This is a genomic window from Nonomuraea sp. NPDC005501 (genome assembly GCF_040605905.1).
GTDB lineage: Bacteria > Actinomycetota > Actinomycetes > Streptosporangiales > Streptosporangiaceae > Nonomuraea.
Genome location: NZ_JBEXDT010000024.1, coordinates 59,349 through 75,341 on the forward strand (window position 1 = coordinate 59,349; position 15,993 = coordinate 75,341).

Here is a 15,993-nt window from a genome sequence, read left to right on the forward strand (position 1 = left end):
AGCCCCAGATGTGTCCACTTCTCCCCTGAACCTCACCTTTTCCGGTAAGTTGCAGGCTTAGTGGATCTTATGGGAGGTGCACGATGGCTTACCCACCGGGCGAGGGGCCCCAGAGGCCGTGGCCGGGCTTGGAGCCCAAGCCAGACGAGGTCACATTTGAGGCCAAGGTGCTCGAGGGCATCGCGAAAGACCTGGAAGCCGACCTGAAGCGAATGCTCGGCACGGGCGCCGGGACGCCGACGGATTTCGCGAAGCATGCCCTCCCGATGACCTTGATGGTTGATCCGGACTACGCGCCCGGCGCGGCGTTCATCGAGACGCTCCAGAACGGCCAGCAGTATTTCGGTCTCGTTTACCAAGAGATCATCGAGAAGTACGCGACGGCCATCGAGCTGATCTACGCCGGCGCGGGCGTGCAGAAGGAAGTCGAGACCAGCAACACCGGGCTTACGGCGAGCATCTGATGGAGTACGACAAGAAGACCTTCCCGGTCCGGGCCAAGGCGGACTTCTACGTGCACGGCACCCAGCCCGCCGACAAGGTGGAGCGGATCTCCAAGGCCCTGCGCGACGCCGCCCCCGACATCGAGAAGGCAGGCAACACCTACGTCAACGCGGGATCGGTGCTGGCCACGTGCTTGCAGCGGATCGAGGACGCGGCGCGTCGCATGGCGGAGGTCTGGGGGGACAAGGCCTCGGTCGAGGCCCAGCTCGCCCTCAAATCCCTGCACGAGTCGATCGACCAGGTGTCGGGCCGCTTCAACATGATGGGCCGCCCCCTGGAGTCGTTGGGGCGTGACGTCCTGCCGAAATACGGCGACTCCGGCGGCTGGGACGGTTGGGGGGGCCACGCGACCCCCATCCAAGGCATGAAATTCCTCTGGTACGACAACGGCTCGGGTGGCGGGACCAGTTGGTTCGCCTCCGCCAACGATGTCGCCACGAAGCATCTCCAAAGGCTCAACCACGACCTTGAGACGTGGTACAACCTGCTTCCCCCCGACGTCAGCAGGACACTGCCGAAGATCGACGCCAGCACGGCCACCGACCTCGGCCTCGGGAAGCCGGATCCCCTCAAAGGGCCCGGCGGCCCGAACGGCGGCGCCTACCCCGCCGGCTTCGACCCGACCGCCGGAGGGGGCAGCCCTAACGGTGCCGCGGTCGGCCCCATCCCTGGCGCGGTCTCTCCGTCCGGCGTCGGAGGGCCCACTGCCGGCAGCCCCACGGTGCCCGGCTCCGGCCAGGACGGCGGCCCGGGCGGCGCCGGCGGTCCCGGCGGGGCGGGCGTCCAGGACCCGGGCGGGGTCACCCCGACCCCGACCCCGACCCCGACCACCCCACCTCAGACCGCGCCGAACAGTCCCGTCGGGAGCACCCCTGACGCGAACCAACCGAACCTGCCGCAGCAGCCGCAGGTGCCCGACCCCAACGCCGATGCCGGCAAGGACCCGGGCTCGTCCACCCCGGGCTCGCGCGACACCTCGCTCGCGGACTTCCAGCAGCCCAAGTTCGACACGCCCACCAACCCGAACGCCACCCCGTACACCCCGGCCCACGTCCAGTCCCCGGCGGAGATCCGCACCCTCGCAACCCCGACCGTGGTGCCGGGAGCATCGACGGGAGCGGGAGACGGCCGCTACGCCGGCCTTGTCTCACCCGGCGTCAGGGCCGGCGACGCCGCCGGAACGGGCATGCCGATGTACCCGCCTATGCATGGGAACGGACACCAACCCGAGGAGAGCAGCGACGGGACGTCGACCTGGCTGCACGAGGTCGACGACGTATGGGGAGGTCCTGCCGACGACACCACCGGCCACACCATCCGCCACGACCTGGCATGACCGTCCGCCGTCCAGCGGCGGTTCACTCCAGCGACGACCGCGGGGGTGCTCTGCGGGGTGGTAGGCCCGCGCGGGGTGGTGTGCCGGGGGTGGTACGTCCGCGGGTGGTGTGCCGACGACCGCTGGGGTGATGTGCGGGGCGGTACGTCCGCGGGTGTGGTGTACCGGGGCGCTACGTCCGCGGGGTATGACCGCGGGGTGGTGTGCGGGAGCGGTACATCCGCGGGCGGGTGTGCCGGGGGCGATACCTCCGCGGGGTGGTGTGCCGGGGGCGATACGTCCGCGGGCGGGTGTGCCGAGGGGGATACGACCGGTGACTGTGGCCGGTATGACCACGCGGCCGTCAACGGGCGCTCCTGCGCGGGTGCCTTGCCTTACACCTCCCCCTCAGGGAGGGCGGCCTGGATGGGGGTCATGGTCCCCATCGTGACGAGAAGCCCTCGCCCTGGCGGCCCTCCTACGGCGCCACGCGGCAGCCGTACCGACAGCAGGTCCCCATCCGCCGGACTCTGCACCGACAACAACACCCCGGTCCGCGACTTGCGTGTCTCCGCCACGAAGCCCCGGTAAGCCTGTGTCAGATCACCGGTGGATCCCGCGATGATCAGCCCGTGATCCCCGTCACGCCCGGACCGCAACACCTCCTCCAGCGCCATGCCCAGCGGCCCGTCCGGGCTGATCAGCTCCGCGTCGTCCACGAGGACCACGTACTCCTCATGCTTGGCCAGCAGCTCCTGGAGATCGGTGGCGTTGCCGTCCAAGACCGCCACGGCGCCCCGCAGGTCGCGCAACGGGCTGCGCCTGGGCGCGATCGCGACCACCGGTGTGCCGTACGCGATGAGCGAGTGAGCGGCGGTCACCAGCACCGAGGAACGGCCCGAGCGGGAAGGCCCGGCGATCACCGCGCCCGGTCCCTGCGCGTACAGGTCGACGCCGAGCGGCGCCAGCGCGTCGCCGCCCGCACCGACGAGGGCCCACAGCGGAGACGGGGGACTGAAGCCGGGATCTAGGGCTTCGGCCTCGCCGGCGGTGATGCGCATGGGGAGCGCGTCGACCCGTAGCGGCGGCTCTCCCTCCCACAGCCACGCACCTCGGGCGAACGCGGCCTGCCCGGCGTCCCTCAGGCGGCGTCTGCCTCCGCCGTCCGACGGCTCGACCGTCCCGGACAACCCATCAACGCTCCCAGGCTGACCGGGTCCCGCCCCCGGTTGGCCAGGTCCCGCCGGCCGACCAGGGAGACCTGGCCGACCGGGGGCACCTGGCCGAACGGAGGCAGGTCCCGCCGGCCGCAGGTCGTGGAGCGTCATCGCTTCCGGCGAGTCTTGAACACCGGCCGACACCGCTCGCGCGAGATCCTGCAGGGCTCCCACCTGAGCCGGACCCGAGGCGTCGGCCGTCAGGAGAGCGATCTGGCTTTCGACGATGCCGTGCTCGCCGATCGACAGGGTCCGTCCGGGCGGCATGGACGACGGCAACCCCTTGAGCGGCAGCCCGGCCAGCCCGTAGTCGGCCGGATCGGCGAGCCGCAGGATCAGGCGGTCGTCGAACACCGTGGACACCTGCCCCATGAGGCACGACCGGTCACCCGTCACGACCGCTCGCAGACCGACCGCCGACCCTTCCCGCAGCAACTGCAGGACCGCGTCGATCAGCCGCCCGTAGTCATAGCTCTCGAACGCGGCGACGAACCCCTCCCAGCGATCCAGCATGAACACCAGCCACGGAAGACGATGACCCGCCAGCCGGAACTCCGCCAGGGAGGCATGCCCGGCCTCCGCGAGCAACTGCTGCCGGCGGCCCACCTCGGCGCGGAGGCGGCCGAGAAGACGTTCGACGCGGTCGAGCTGGTCGCGTGTCACCACCGCACCGCAATGCGGCATCGCCATCAAGGGCAGCAGCGCGCCGGAGCCGCAGTCGATCGCGTGCACGTGGACGTCGGACGGAGACGCCTGGGCGGCGATGGCACCCGCGATCGTCCGGAGCGCGGTGGAGCGGCCGGTGCGCGGCGAGCCCGCGATGAGCAGATGGCCGCCCTGACGCAGGTCGAGCGCGAGGGCCCGGCGGTCCTGCGCCCACGGCTGGTCCACCACACCGAACGGGATCGGCTCCACCTCCGTCACCCCGGACCGGTACGAACCGGCTTCCGCATCAGCACGGCCGGTCAGAGGTCTCCGTCCTGGGTGCGTCTGCGGGGGGCCGGTCAGGGGTCTCTGTCCTCCGTGCGTCTCCGGAGAGCCGGGCAGAGGACTCAGTCCGGTGTACGGCGCCGCACGCCCGGTCATGGGGTGGACCTGGTCGAGGACCAGGTGTGTCGGCAGGGGCTCCAGCCACGGGCTCGGCTGCCGACGGACGCCGGTCAGCCGGGTGGCCTCCACAACGGCGTCGGCCAGGATGGACAGGTCGGTGACGGTCGACTCCTCCGGAGGCTCCGGAGGCGCGGGCAACGGTTTGCCCAGCGACCGCCAGTCCACGTTGACGACCCGTATGCTCCCTCGGCCATCGTCGGCAGCCCCGAACCCGCCGCCACCGCCATCGACCACGGACCCACCGCCCGTGCCATCGACCACGGACCCACCGCCCGTGCCATCGACCACGGACCCGCCGTCCGTGCCATCGGGCCCGAAGCTGTCGCCGCCACTCGACGGTCCTCCCCGGTCGGCGGGGCCGAGAATGTTCAAGATCTCATGGAGTCCGTCCCGCCCGAGACCTTCACCGGGGAGGCGGCCGGCCACTCCAGCCGAAGCGGGGTCGCCTGATGACACCAGCTCTCCCGGGAAGCCGTCGTCGGGCGCAAGCGGGTGGCGAGGGGAAAGTGGGGGCATGTCGTCCCCGGAACGGGGGTCGTGCGGGAAGGCGGAACCGCCGTCGTAGGGGAAAACAGGGGCGCCGAGGTAGTCGGGGTCCTGAGGGGGAGGTGTCCGCCCAGGTGCGGAAGTCAGTGGCGGGGGCGGGGAACCGGGGATGCCGCTGCCGCTCCGGTCTGGTGGCGAGCTGTCGGTCCTGGGCGGGCGGCCTCCTGAAGCGGGTGCCTTTCCACGGCGCACGGACAAGCCGTCGGTACGGGGCAGCGAGGCCAGGCTCGGGAACCGGTCACCCGACGATGGGCCGCCCGACCCGCTTGCACCACGAGACGCATCGCCGGGTCCCGACAGGCCGTGAGACGCTCCGTCGGGTCCCGTCAGGCCGTGAGATGCCCCGCGTGGTGCTGTTGGGTCGTGAGAACCGCTGCCTGAGGCGGGCGTGTTGGTCGGAGCACCGCCTGCGCCGGGTGTGCAGGTCGGAGTGCTGCCTGCTCGGCTTGTGCCGGGGGCCGCGCCGCCTGTGCGGCTGGGGCCGGGCAGAGCCGTGTGAGCGTGCGGGTCTGCCGGGCCACCGGCGGCCGACGAGCCCTTCGGCATGCCGTCTCCGAAGTCGTCCGGCAGGGGGTGCGGTCCGCTGCCGTAGCCGTCAGTGGTCGGCACGGCGTCTGCGCCGGTGGGGCGACCGGCTGGGCTCTGTGAGGTGTGGGGGGCATGGTGGCGGTCATCTGGGGTGCTGGTGGTGTGTGGGGGATGGTGGCGGTCATCTGGCGTGCGGGTGGTGTAGGGGGCGTGGTGGCGGCCGTCGGTGTGCGGTCTGGCCGGTGGGTGGTTGGTGGGGGTGGCGCTCGTCGGTGAGCCGGTGGCGTCGTAGGGGTGGCCGTCGGGTCGGGGGTGGGGGGAGCGGGTGGTCGGTTGTCCACCGGCGTCCGGGCTGGTGTGAGAGGGCTGCGAGCTCGTGGTGCCGGGGGAGTGGGGGGCGGAGGCGGGGCCTCGCCGGGTGTGGGGGGCATGGGGCTCGGCCCGCGTCCCGCTCTCCGGCTGGACACCGGGGATTGGATGATCGTCATCCGGTGTCGGGGCCGGGAGAAGGCCGGGTGACGGGGCCGAGAGGAGGTGGCGAGGCCGGCGAGGGCGGGGCAGGGGGCTCCGGCCGCCCACTCTGGCTGTCTGCACGGCCGTCGCCGCGCTCGCGCCCGACTTGACGTAGCAGCGCCCGGGAGTCGTCTTCGAGATGTGTGCCGCGTCCGGCATGTCGATGACGTCCGACGACTCCATCGGCTCCGTGACCCGGAGTGCGATGCGAAGGGAGGTGTTGGCCTGGATGTCGGCCGTCACCACGCCGGCGGGGCGCTGGGTGGCGAGGATCAGATGGATGCCCAGCGAGCGGCCCCTGCGCGCGATGTCGACCAGGCCGGTGACGAAGTCGGGCAGCTCCGCCACTAGCGCCGCGAACTCGTCGATGATCAGCACCAGCCGCGGCAGCGGATCGCCGGTGTAGTCCTCGATGTCCTTGGCCCCGGCGGCGAGGAGCAGGCGCTCGCGCCGCCTGAGCTCCGCCGCCAGCGAGTCGAGCGCCCGCTGCGTCAGGTGACCGTCGAGGTCGCTGACCATGCCGACGGTGTGCGGCAGCCGTACGCACTCCTTGAACGCGGCCCCGCCCTTGTAGTCGATGAGCACGAACGTCAGCTGGTCGGGGCGGTTGACCACGGCGAGCGAGCAGATCAGGGTCTGCAGCAGCTCCGACTTGCCCGCACCCGTGGTGCCGGCGATGAGCCCGTGGGGTCCGTCGAGGGCGAGGTCGACCGCGAACGGCCCGTCCGGCCCGATGCCGATCATCGCCTTGGTGGAGCCGCGCCCGCGCCATCGGGCGGCCACCGCCTGGCCGGTGGGCTTGGCGAGGCCGAGCAGATCGAGCAGGCGCGCCGCGCTGGGCAGGTTGCCCGACGGGTCGTCCCTGCTCACGTCGTGGATGGGGGACAGGGCGCGGGCGAGCCGGTCGCACCAGGTCGGCGACACGAGGTCGGCCAGAACCGGCCCGATGACGTCGAGGCCCCCACCTCGCAGCCGGACGTACCCGTCGGTGCCGCACGCGGCCGCCGTCGCGCACTCCTCGGGCAGCAGCCGCTGGTCCTCGTCGATGGCCAGGGTGTAGACGCCGGCCCGCGGGCCCTGGCGCAGGACCTGCGGCATGCCGGGCAGGCCGCGCAGGGCCTGGGCGCCGTCGAGCAGGACCAGCACGTCGTACGGACGCTCGTCGTAGGTGGAGAAGACCGGCTTCTCCGAGCCGCCGGCGTCGCCCCAGCCGGTGGGGATCTTGCCCAGCTCGGGGGCCGTGGCGTTCTGCCGCTCGTCGATGAGGGTGGCCAGCTCGGTGACGCGCCGGGCGGCGGACTCCGGGTCGGTGCCGACCAGGGCCACGCAGTCCTCGCCGCCGCGGGGCGCGCAGTGGGGGAGCCAGCGCACCCACCCCCAGCGGCGCTCGCCGTCGGCCCGGGCGGACAGCACCACGATCGCCAGGTCACGCGGACTGTGCAGGGTCGCGGCCTGGCCGACCAGCCATCCGGCCAGGCCCGTCGCCGCGTCGCGGGGTCCGGTGATGCCGGCGACGCCGAGCCGGCGCATGGCCAGCGCCACGGGCACGGCGCGGCAGATCGGCGGGTCGATCGGGCCGCCCTGCTCCTCGGTGAGGTCGAGGTCGGCGGGCAGGTCGGCCAGGCCGATCCGGAGACGGAGCGCGTCGGGGTCGTGGACGCGCCGCTCCCACAGCCGCCGGCGCGGGCCCGTCGCCGTGAGCAGCACCTCGGCCGGGTCGGGCGCGTCGGACCTGCGCGTCACCTCGTCGCGGGCCCTGGCCCGCTCCACGACCTCTTCGTACTCCCTGAGCCGCTGCTGGAACTCCTTGAGCGCCTTGCGATGCTGTTTGCGGCCGTGCCGCCGGTCGCTCCACCACTGGCCGATCATGATGACGGGGGTCATCAGGGCCATGAGCAGGAAGTACCACTGGTGCAGGACGTACGCCAGCGTGCAGCCGAGGACGGCAGGCAGGAACGCGGCGAGCAGTTGCAGCCGCATGCCCTCCGCCCGGCGCGGCTCCGCGGGCCGCTCGAACGCCCGCTCGCCGTCGGTGCGGCGCAGCCGTGGCGGCCGGTTGTAGGCGACGCCGCCCTCGGGCCGGGGATCGAGGTGCGCGTCCTGAGGCTCGATCGCCGTCAGCGCGAACACGGAGGACCCGCATGTCAGCACCGCGTGCTCAGGCCAGTCGGCCGGGCCGGCCAGCGGGCGGCCGTCGAGCTCGGGCGGCTGCCACGACCCGGGATCAGCCGCCGCGGCCTCCCGCTCCGCCACCCGCGCGGTCATCTCGGCGACCTCGTCGGCCCACCGGCCCTTGAGCTTGGGCCGGGGAGCCTGGCCGGGGGCGGTGCGACGGATCGGCTCGGCCGTGATCGCGCCGGGCGTGACGCGCAGGACGACGGCCTCGGGCGCGAGCGCCGGGTCGGCCACGGCGAGCGCGCACATGGGATCGGAGCCGATGACGTGGACGCCCAGGCCCAGCCGGTGCACGGCACCGGCGGCCGGTCCGCCCACCACGCGGACCTCGGCCACCCCGCCGGGCTCCTCGATGATCGTCAGCAGCGCCAGGCGCGGTTCGAGCGTCACCTTGTCGCCGTCGCGCAGCACGGCCCTGGCGGGAGCCCGGGGGTCCAGGGCACGCCCGTTGCGCCACAGCGTGCCGCCGGGCTCGGCCGGATGCCCCGGCCCCCATGACGGGCGGGACGCTTCCTGAGGCTCCGCGCCGGGGATGCCGTACGGGGCTCGCGAGCGGGGCAGACGGACGACCTGGGCGAGCGGTTGCCGCCCGTCGAGCGCCTCGCTCACCGCGCCGACAGTGGCCCCGTCGTCGCCTTCCAGAACGATGTCACGGTCGCCCCGTTCGCCGAGCACGGTGAGCATGATCCGCATGTGCCGTCTCCTCGGTCGGATCTCGGCGCCAAGGTAGCGCCCGCAACGAGATTAGGCTTCCGGGTTGACGCCAATGGCATGGAAGCGGCCGGCTGTGGATAACGCCTGGTTCGGAAAATGGCCTGTGGACGACACGCCGGATTTTCGGTTCTGAGGGATTCGGGGTCTGTCCTATTGGGGGTTTTCGGGCAGTTGTCGGGCTTGCCGGATGATGCGTCTTTTTCGCCGGGGCCATGCCCGTGTGCGCCGCTCGATCATGCCACGAGCGGTGGCCGAGAGGCGATCCACCGAGCAGCCGCCCGCACCGGTGACAGGCCGCCCACCACCCGGACCGCTGAAAAGTGACATAAAGGCTCGTGCGTAACGGCACCCATGTGACAGTCGTGGCACATAGCTCCAAAAAGGCAATGCCGTCAACTCGGTAGAAACAATGAGTATCGAATACGTCGAGTTGACAGCTTCCCACCTGCGAAACGAGCATGGTTCCTCGCATTCCCGCCCCACCCCGAGGCCGGGCTGCACATAATGGCGTGAATTCCACAATTCCACTTAATGGGAGCCCCCCACCCATGAGGACCAGCGAAAAGCCCGCCGTCAACACGGCGGGGTTGTCCGGCCCGGCCTCGCGCAAGCTGCCCGTCCCTCCACGCGAGCGGAAGCCTGCGCTGGCCGCCCTCGCGGTGCTCCTGATCCTGGGCGGGGCGCTCGCGACGACGCTGCTCGTCATGCGCAGCGGCGACCGGATCTCCGCCATCCGCGTCACCCAGCAGATCGGCGCGGGCCAGCAGTTCACGGCGGAGGCGCTCGAAGAGGTGCAGATCGCCGACAGCGGCCTCGACTACGTGAGCTGGTCACAGCGGCAGCAGGTCCTCGACAGCTTCGCCGCGGTGACGATCCTGCCCGGCACGCTGCTCACCAACAGCATGGGCGTCAGGGCCAGCTCGGAGCTGGTCCCGGGCAAGGCCAAGGTGGGTCTCGCGCTCAAGTCCGGCCAGGCGCCGGCCGGGCTGCAGAAGGGCGACCGGGTGCAGGTCGTCCACGTCCCGGCCCGGACCAGCCAGACGGAGAGCCAGGTGCTCGCCGAGAAGGCGCTCGTCTTCAGCGTCGGCGCCCCCGGCAGGACCGGCGGAACCGGTTTGATCACCGTCATCGTCGACGCCACGGCCTCGCCGGAGATCCTCCGTTACGCCTCCAGCGGCGAGATCGCGGTGGCCGAGCTGCCGGGAGCGCGCTGACGTGGCGCTCATCGTGCTGGCCGCCGACAAGGGCGCGCCCGGAGTCACCACCGCCTCGACGGCCCTGGCCGCCGTCTGGCCCAGGCCCGTACTGCTGGCCGAGTGCGACCCGGCGGGCGGCGACATCGCCTACCGGCTCCCCGCGTCCGACGGCGGCGTGCTCAACCCCGGCAAGGGCCTGCTCACCCTCGCCGCCGGCGCGCGGCGCGGCCTGGAGCCCGCGCAGATCCACCAGCACACCCAGAAGATCGTCGGCGGCCTGGACGTCCTGGCCGGGCTCACCCACGGCGAGCAGGCCGCCGGCCTCACCTGGCTCTGGGGACCGCTGGGCCGGGCGCTGGCCGCCATACCCGAGGCCGACGTGATCGCCGACTGCGGCCGCCTGGGAGCCCATCCCCAGCTCGGGGACCTGCTCGCCGAGGCGGAGACCGTGCTGCTGCTCACCAGGGCCACCCTCGACCACGTCGCCCACCTGCGCGAACGCCTGACCGTCACCAAGGCCCACGGCGTGGTCGTGATCGCCGACCCGCGCAACTACCGATCCTCGATCGAGGACGTGCGCCGCATCGTCGGCCCGAGCGTGGCGTTCGTGCACGGCCTCGCCCACGACCCCAAGGGCGCCGAGCTGCTGCGCGGCCAGTGGGGCGGCCGCCTCGACCGCTCCCTGCTCATCCGTACGGCACGCGACCTCGCGGGACGGCTGGTGAGCCGGCCGTGATCGACCACACCCTCGTCAAGCGGTTCCGCCAGGACGTCGGCGACCGGCTGGCCCACCAGCGCAGGCTCGACCAGGCCAACGGCCTGACCCCGATGACCGGCGAGGACGAGCGCCAGTTCGCCCGCGCCCTCATCTCCCAGGTGCTGGAGGAGCACGCCCGCAGCGAGATCGGCCTCGGCCGCACCCCGCCCACCGTCGAGGAGGAGGAGGCCCTGGCGGCGGGCATCCACGCCGCGCTGTTCGGCGTCGGCCGCCTCCAGCCGCTGCTCGACGACCCCGACGTCGAGAACATCGACATCAACGGCTGCGACCGCGTCTTCGTCAGCTACGCCGACGGCCAGGAGCTCATGCAGGAGCCGGTCGCCGAGTCCGACGACGAGCTGATCGAGCTGATCCAGATCCTGGCCGCCTACTCCGGCCTGTCGAGCAGGCCGTTCGACACCGCGAACCCCCAACTCGACCTGCGCCTGCCCGACGGCTCCCGGTTGAGCGCGGTCATGGACGTCACACTCAGGCCGGCCGTGTCGATCCGCCGCGCCCGCCTGGGCAAGGTGTTCCTCAGCGACCTGGTCGGCAACGGCACCATCAGCCCGGAGATCGGCAGGTTCCTCACGGCCGCCGTCACCGCCCGCAAGAACATCATGATCGCCGGCTCCACCAACGCCGGCAAGACGACCCTGCTGCGCGCCCTGGCCAACGAGATCCCGCCCACGGAGCGCCTGATCACCGTCGAGCGCGCCCTGGAGCTCGGCCTCGACCAGTTCCCCGAGCTGCACCCCAACGTGGTGGCCTTCGAGCAGCGCCTGCCCAACTCCGAGGGCCAGGGCGAGATCACCATGGCCGAGCTCGTCCGCCGCTCCCTGCGCATGAACCCCAGCCGCGTGATCGTCGGCGAGGTCCTCGGCGACGAGATCGTCACCATGCTCAACGCGATGACCCAGGGCAACGACGGCTCCCTGTCCACCATCCACGCCAACTCCAGCATGGAGGTGTTCAACCGCATCGCCACCTACGCCCTCCAGGCCGGGGAGCGCCTGCCCATCGACGCCACCCACATGCTCATCGCCGGAGCCATCGACTTCGTGGTGTTCGTGGAGAAACGCAACGACTACCAGCGGGGCGGCACCCTGCGCCGCTACGTCTCCAGCATCCGCGAGGTCAACGGCTGCGACGGGCGCGTGCTGTCCAGCGAGGTGTTCGTGCCCGGTCCGGACGGCGCCGCCCTGCCGCACGCCCCCGTCTCCTGCCTGCAGGAGCTCATCGCCCACGGCTACACCCCGGGGGTGTGGTGATGACCGGCCTCGACCCGCTCGCCCTGCTCCCGGGCGCCGCCGCCGGCGGCGGCCTCTACCTGCTCTTCCTCTCCCTGTACGGCATGCGCCCCCGCCCGGCCCGGCCGAAGCGCGAGCTCGTCAGGATGTTGACCACCCGCACCGCGATCGCCGCCGTGGCCGCGGCCGTCGTGCTCGCGGTGACCCGCTGGCCGGTGTTCGCCGCGGGCGCGGTGCTGCTGGTGTTCTCCTGGCGCGGCCTGTCCGGCGGCGCCGCCGAGGAGCGCGCCGCGATGCATCGCCTCGAAGGGCTGGCCGCCTGGACCGAGTCGCTGCGCGACACCATCGCCGGCGCGGCCGGTCTCGAACAGGCCATCCCGGCCTCCATCAGGGCCGCGGCGCCCACGCTCAGACCGCACCTGCGTGCCCTCATCGACCGCCTGCACACCAGGATGGCCCTGCCGGAGGCGCTCGCCCTCTTCGCCGACGAGCTCGACGACCCCTCCGCCGACCTGGTCGTGGCGGCGCTCATCCTCAACTCCCGGCTGCGCGGCCCCGGCCTGCGCGACGTGCTGGGCGCCCTGGCCGTGTCGGCCCGCGAGGAGCTCGACATGCGCCGACGCGTGGAGGCCGAACGCCGATCCACCCGCCGCAGCGTGCAGATCGTGGTGATCACCGCGCTGGTGTTCGCGGGGCTGCTGGTCGTCTTCAACCCGTCGTACGTCAGCGAGTACGGCAGCCTGCTCGGCCAGGCGGTGCTGGTGGTCGTGGCCGGGCTGTTCGGCGCCGGCTTCGCCTGGATGCGGCGGCTGGCGCGTTTCGACAAACCCACGCGACTGCTCGTCGGAGGTGGCCATGGCTGACGGCCTGACCACGACGGTCCAGGCGCCCGGCGTCCGGGGAGGCGGCCGTGGTTGAGGGGGTGCTCGCGGGCGGCGTGCTCGGCCTCGGGCTGTTCCTGCTGGTACGGGCGCTGTTCCCGGCCCGGCCCGGCCTGGTGGCGCGGCTGCTCGCGATCGAGGCCGTGCGGGAGGACGCGGGCGCGCCGCGCATCCAGCTCGTGACGGCGGAGGAGGAGGTCAGCGCCTTCCGGCGCGGTCTCGGCGTCCGGCTCGCACAGGTGTACGGCGCGCGCGGCTGGGAGGTCCGCTCCACCAAGGCCGACCTGGCGCTGGTGGGGCGGTCGTTCGAGGGCTACCTGGCCACCAAGGCGTTGCTCGCCGCGGCGGGGCTGCTCGCGTTCCCCGTACTGCTCGCGTGGTTGTTCCTCATGGGCTGGGGCGCGTCGCTGACGATCCCGTTCTGGGCGGCTCTGGCGATGGCTGCGGTGTTCTTCTTCCTGCCCGACCTCCAGGTCAAGCGGGACGCGGCGGCCAAACGGCGCGACTTCCGGCACGTCGTGGGCGCGTTCCTCGACCTCGTCTCGATGAACCTCGCGGGCGGGCGCGGCGTGCCCGAGGCGCTCATGATGGCGGTCAGCATCAGCGGCGACCAGCCCAACTGGGCCATGTCACGCATCCGCGACGCGCTGAGCGGCGCCCGGATCGTCGGCATCACCCCGTGGCAGGCGCTCGGCCAGCTCGGCGAGGAGATCAACGTCGACGAGTTGCGCGACCTGTCCGCCGCGCTGGGACTCGTCGCCGACGACGGGGCCAAGGTACGCGCCTCGCTGACGGCCCGGGCCGCCACGCTGCGCCGCCGCGAACTGGCCGAGATCGAGGGCCGGGCGGGCGAGCGCTCCCAGTCGATGCTCGTGGCGCAGCTCCTGCTCTGCGCCGGGTTCGTGATCTTTCTCAGTTTTCCGGCCGCTATGAAGATGTTGGGGTCCTGATGAACCATCCCTGGATCGTCTACCTGCGCGCGTACCTCGGCGTGCGCATCCACCGCGCCCGCACCGCGCCCAGCCGCGGCGCCTCGGCCGTCGAATGGGTGATCATCACCGCGATCATCGTCGGCGTCGCGCTCGGCCTGGCCACGCTCATCAAGACGCTCGTGGAGCAGAAGCAGAACGACATCCAGACCAGCTTCGGCGGCGGGGACAGCGGCAACCAATGATCGCCGCCTCCCCCCGGCTCCTCCCTCGCCCGCGTTCCCGGGAACGACCCCGGGGTGAGCGTGGCGCCACCGTGATCGAGCTGGCGCTGCTGATGCCGGTCGTGCTCGCCGTCGTCCTGCTCATCGTGCAGGTGGCGCTCTGGTTCCACGGCCGGCAGGTGGCAGAGGCGGCGGCTCGCGAGGGCGCCCGGGTGGCGCGCTCGGCGCCGTTCGACTCGGGCGGCTGGGAGACGGCGGCCACGGCGAAGGCCACGGACGTGGTGCGCGCCATCGGGCCCCGCCTGCTGGCCGGCGCCACGGCCAAGACCTCCGAACGCGAACCCGACCAGCGGTGGGTCACCGTGACGGGCAGCGCCGTACAGGTCATACCGCTGCTGCCGCAGCTCACGTTCACGATCACCGCCACGTCGGGCGGTCCGGTGGAGTGCTTCCGGCCCGACAACGGGGGCGACGACTGCCAATGACCACGAACCGGGTGAGCGCGCACAGGCGCGGAAGGCGTGGGCGGGGAGAGCGTGGGTCCATGGCGATGGAGACCGTCATGCTCGCGCCGGTCTTCCTGCTTTTCCTCATGTTCCTGGCCGGGGCGGGGCGGGTGGTGGAGGCGCAGGGCGAGGTCGACGGCGCCGCCCGCGACGCGGCCCGCGCCGCCTCCGTCCAGCGCGATCTCGACGCGGCGGGACAGGCGGCCGAGCAGGCCACCACCGCCGCGCTCCAGGGCAGCTGCGGGAAGCCGTCGGTCTCCCTCGACAAGTCTGATTTCCGGGCTGGGGGACAGGCCACGGCCGAGGTCACGTGCGAGCTCGACCTCGGATTCCTCGGCTTCGGAGCGACCCACGACATGACGGGGACCGCGGTGGTCCCGCTGGAGCAGCTCAGGAGAGTGGAGTGAGCGCGCGTCACCCCGGCCCGGGGCCGCGCGTCCGCCCGTGGCCGCAGGGGATGACACGGCGCCGGGAACGCGGGTCCATGTCGGTGTTCACCGTGCTGTTCTCCGTGGTGGTGTTCATGCTGGCGGGGCTGCTGGTCGACGGCGGCGCGGCCATCAACGCGCGGCTCCGGGCCGCCGACATCGCCGAGCAGGCCGCCCGCGCCGGCGCTGACAAGATCGACATCGACCATCTGCGCGAGACCGGCGAGACCAGGCTGCTCGACCAGGGTGAGGTCTGCGCCCGCGCCCAGGAGCTGATCACCGCGCAGGGGGGCGACGGGGTGGGCGCCGCCTCCTGTGAGGTGGGCGGGGACCAGGCCGTGGTGACGGTCGGCGTCAACGTCGCCTGGCAGGCGTTCTTCCTCGGCGCGCTCGGGTTCCAGGGCGGCGAGATGCGAGGGGAGGCGTCGGCCGGCCCAGAGGCGAGATGAGCCAGACCGATTCCCGTCAGTCGATGGATGTGGGGGCGATGAGCACCCACGCTTGATGTGAGAAAGGAGAGGCGATGCCGACGCCAGAGCCACCGCCAAGGCGCGAGCCCTCCGGCGACCGGCCACGCCTCCCCGGCCGGCCGGTCCCCCCGGTCCCGCCTGGTTCGCCGGTCCCACCTGGTTCGCCCGTTCCACCTGGTTCGTCGGTTTCGCCTGCGAGTGGCCGGCCGGCGGCCGGGCCGTGGCAGGCTCCCCGGCCGTCCGTGTTCTCGGGTGACTGGCGTGCCGGGAGCCAGGGCGACGCACGATCCGGAAAGGACCGTTCCGAACAGGAGCTCTCAGGGGGTGATCGGTCCGGCGCGGACGCGGGCGGGCCGGGGCCGAAGGAACCGGCTGCGCGGCAGGACCGAGGGGCCGGCGACGACGGGGTGCCGCGGCGGCCCGGGGCGCAGCCGGCGACCGAGGAGGAACGGCTGCCGCGGTACGGGCGCGAGCGGGGCCGCGGATCCGCGCGGGAACCGATGCGGGAGTCCGCGCAGGAGCGGGTCCGGGGGGCGTGGCAGAGTCGCGGGCGCGAACGGTCCGACGAACGCCGGGGCCGTGAATCCAGGCGCGACGGCGCTCGCGGAGGCGCGTGGGAGTCCGGGCGTGACGCTGGGCAGGGACGGGATGCTGGGCAGGGACGGGATGCTGGGCAGGGACGGGATGCTGGGCAGGGACGGGATGCTGGGCAGGGACGGGATGCTGGGCA

12 protein-coding genes are annotated in these 15,993 nt (G+C 72.6%); 11 read left to right on the plus strand and 1 reads right to left on the minus strand.

Going from position 1 to position 15,993, the window contains the following annotated elements; all coding sequences use genetic code 11:
• Window positions 1–167 precede the first annotated feature (167 nt).
• Together ABZS51_RS14845 and ABZS51_RS14850 are read left to right on the plus strand one after the other, a co-directional pair.
• On the plus strand, window positions 168–464 hold the full coding sequence (locus tag ABZS51_RS14845; RefSeq protein ID WP_310708269.1) for a hypothetical protein: 297 nt from the start codon (window positions 168–170) through the stop codon (window positions 462–464).
• A complete protein-coding gene (locus ABZS51_RS14850; RefSeq protein WP_355440343.1) occupies window positions 464–1,840 on the plus strand; it encodes a hypothetical protein in 1,377 nt (458 codons plus the stop codon). The genes ABZS51_RS14845 and ABZS51_RS14850 overlap by 1 nt, the downstream gene beginning before the upstream one ends.
• Window positions 1,841–2,214: 374 nt before the next feature.
• Here ABZS51_RS14850 and ABZS51_RS14855 read toward each other — a convergent pair whose 3' ends face one another.
• Window positions 2,215–8,601: an FtsK/SpoIIIE domain-containing protein gene (locus ABZS51_RS14855; RefSeq protein WP_355440346.1), complete on the minus strand. Its 6,387-nt coding sequence runs from the start codon at window positions 8,599–8,601 to the stop codon at window positions 2,215–2,217.
• Between the two features lie 569 nt (window positions 8,602–9,170).
• Between ABZS51_RS14855 and ABZS51_RS14860 the strand changes: the two genes are divergently transcribed.
• The 9 genes from ABZS51_RS14860 to ABZS51_RS14900 all read left to right on the plus strand — a co-directional run bounded on the left by ABZS51_RS14860 (window position 9,171) and on the right by ABZS51_RS14900 (window position 15,242).
• The gene (locus ABZS51_RS14860; RefSeq protein ID WP_355440350.1) at window positions 9,171–9,836 is read left to right on the plus strand and encodes a hypothetical protein; all 666 of its coding nucleotides are present in this window, start codon (window positions 9,171–9,173) and stop codon (window positions 9,834–9,836) included.
• A gap of 1 nt (window position 9,837) precedes the next feature.
• Window positions 9,838–10,554, plus strand: coding sequence for a hypothetical protein (locus ABZS51_RS14865; RefSeq protein WP_355440353.1), 717 nt, complete (start codon window positions 9,838–9,840; stop codon window positions 10,552–10,554).
• Entirely contained in the window at window positions 10,551–11,846 is a 1,296-nt protein-coding gene (locus tag ABZS51_RS14870) for an ATPase, T2SS/T4P/T4SS family (RefSeq protein WP_310708264.1), read from the plus strand. The genes ABZS51_RS14865 and ABZS51_RS14870 overlap by 4 nt, the downstream gene beginning before the upstream one ends.
• Window positions 11,846–12,688, plus strand: coding sequence for a type II secretion system F family protein (locus ABZS51_RS14875; RefSeq protein ID WP_310708263.1), 843 nt, complete (start codon window positions 11,846–11,848; stop codon window positions 12,686–12,688). Before ABZS51_RS14870 ends, ABZS51_RS14875 begins: the two co-directional genes overlap by 1 nt.
• A gap of 47 nt (window positions 12,689–12,735) precedes the next feature.
• Window positions 12,736–13,656 (plus strand): type II secretion system protein, encoded by a 921-nt coding sequence (locus tag ABZS51_RS14880; RefSeq protein WP_355440357.1) that lies wholly within the window; start codon window positions 12,736–12,738, stop codon window positions 13,654–13,656.
• Window positions 13,656–13,880, plus strand: a complete 225-nt coding sequence (locus ABZS51_RS14885; protein WP_355440360.1) for a hypothetical protein — start codon at window positions 13,656–13,658, stop codon at window positions 13,878–13,880. Before ABZS51_RS14880 ends, ABZS51_RS14885 begins: the two co-directional genes overlap by 1 nt.
• A 71-nt stretch (window positions 13,881–13,951) precedes the next feature.
• Window positions 13,952–14,344, plus strand: coding sequence for a TadE/TadG family type IV pilus assembly protein (locus tag ABZS51_RS14890; protein ID WP_355440363.1), 393 nt, complete (start codon window positions 13,952–13,954; stop codon window positions 14,342–14,344).
• A gap of 59 nt (window positions 14,345–14,403) precedes the next feature.
• Window positions 14,404–14,772 (plus strand): TadE/TadG family type IV pilus assembly protein, encoded by a 369-nt coding sequence (locus ABZS51_RS14895; RefSeq protein WP_355440366.1) that lies wholly within the window; start codon window positions 14,404–14,406, stop codon window positions 14,770–14,772.
• A 77-nt stretch (window positions 14,773–14,849) separates the two neighbouring features.
• On the plus strand, window positions 14,850–15,242 hold the full coding sequence (locus ABZS51_RS14900) for a flp pilus-assembly TadE/G-like family protein (protein ID WP_355440369.1): 393 nt from the start codon (window positions 14,850–14,852) through the stop codon (window positions 15,240–15,242).
• The last annotated feature ends 751 nt before the right edge of the window (window positions 15,243–15,993 follow it).

What these genes read in the sequence shown, in the direction of transcription:
- ABZS51_RS14850 (WP_355440343.1), top strand. Translation starts at nt 464, where the DNA reads ATGGAGTACGACAAGAAGACCTTCCCGGTCCGGGCCAAGGCGGACTTC.
- ABZS51_RS14855 (WP_355440346.1), bottom strand. Translation starts at nt 8,601, where the DNA reads ATGCGGATCATGCTCACCGTGCTCGGCGAACGGGGCGACCGTGACATC.
- ABZS51_RS14860 (WP_355440350.1), top strand. Translation starts at nt 9,171, where the DNA reads ATGAGGACCAGCGAAAAGCCCGCCGTCAACACGGCGGGGTTGTCCGGC.
- ABZS51_RS14875 (WP_310708263.1), top strand. Translation starts at nt 11,846, where the DNA reads ATGACCGGCCTCGACCCGCTCGCCCTGCTCCCGGGCGCCGCCGCCGGC.
- ABZS51_RS14885 (WP_355440360.1), top strand. Translation starts at nt 13,656, where the DNA reads ATGAACCATCCCTGGATCGTCTACCTGCGCGCGTACCTCGGCGTGCGC.
- ABZS51_RS14895 (WP_355440366.1), top strand. Translation starts at nt 14,404, where the DNA reads ATGGCGATGGAGACCGTCATGCTCGCGCCGGTCTTCCTGCTTTTCCTC.
- ABZS51_RS14900 (WP_355440369.1), top strand. Translation starts at nt 14,850, where the DNA reads ATGTCGGTGTTCACCGTGCTGTTCTCCGTGGTGGTGTTCATGCTGGCG.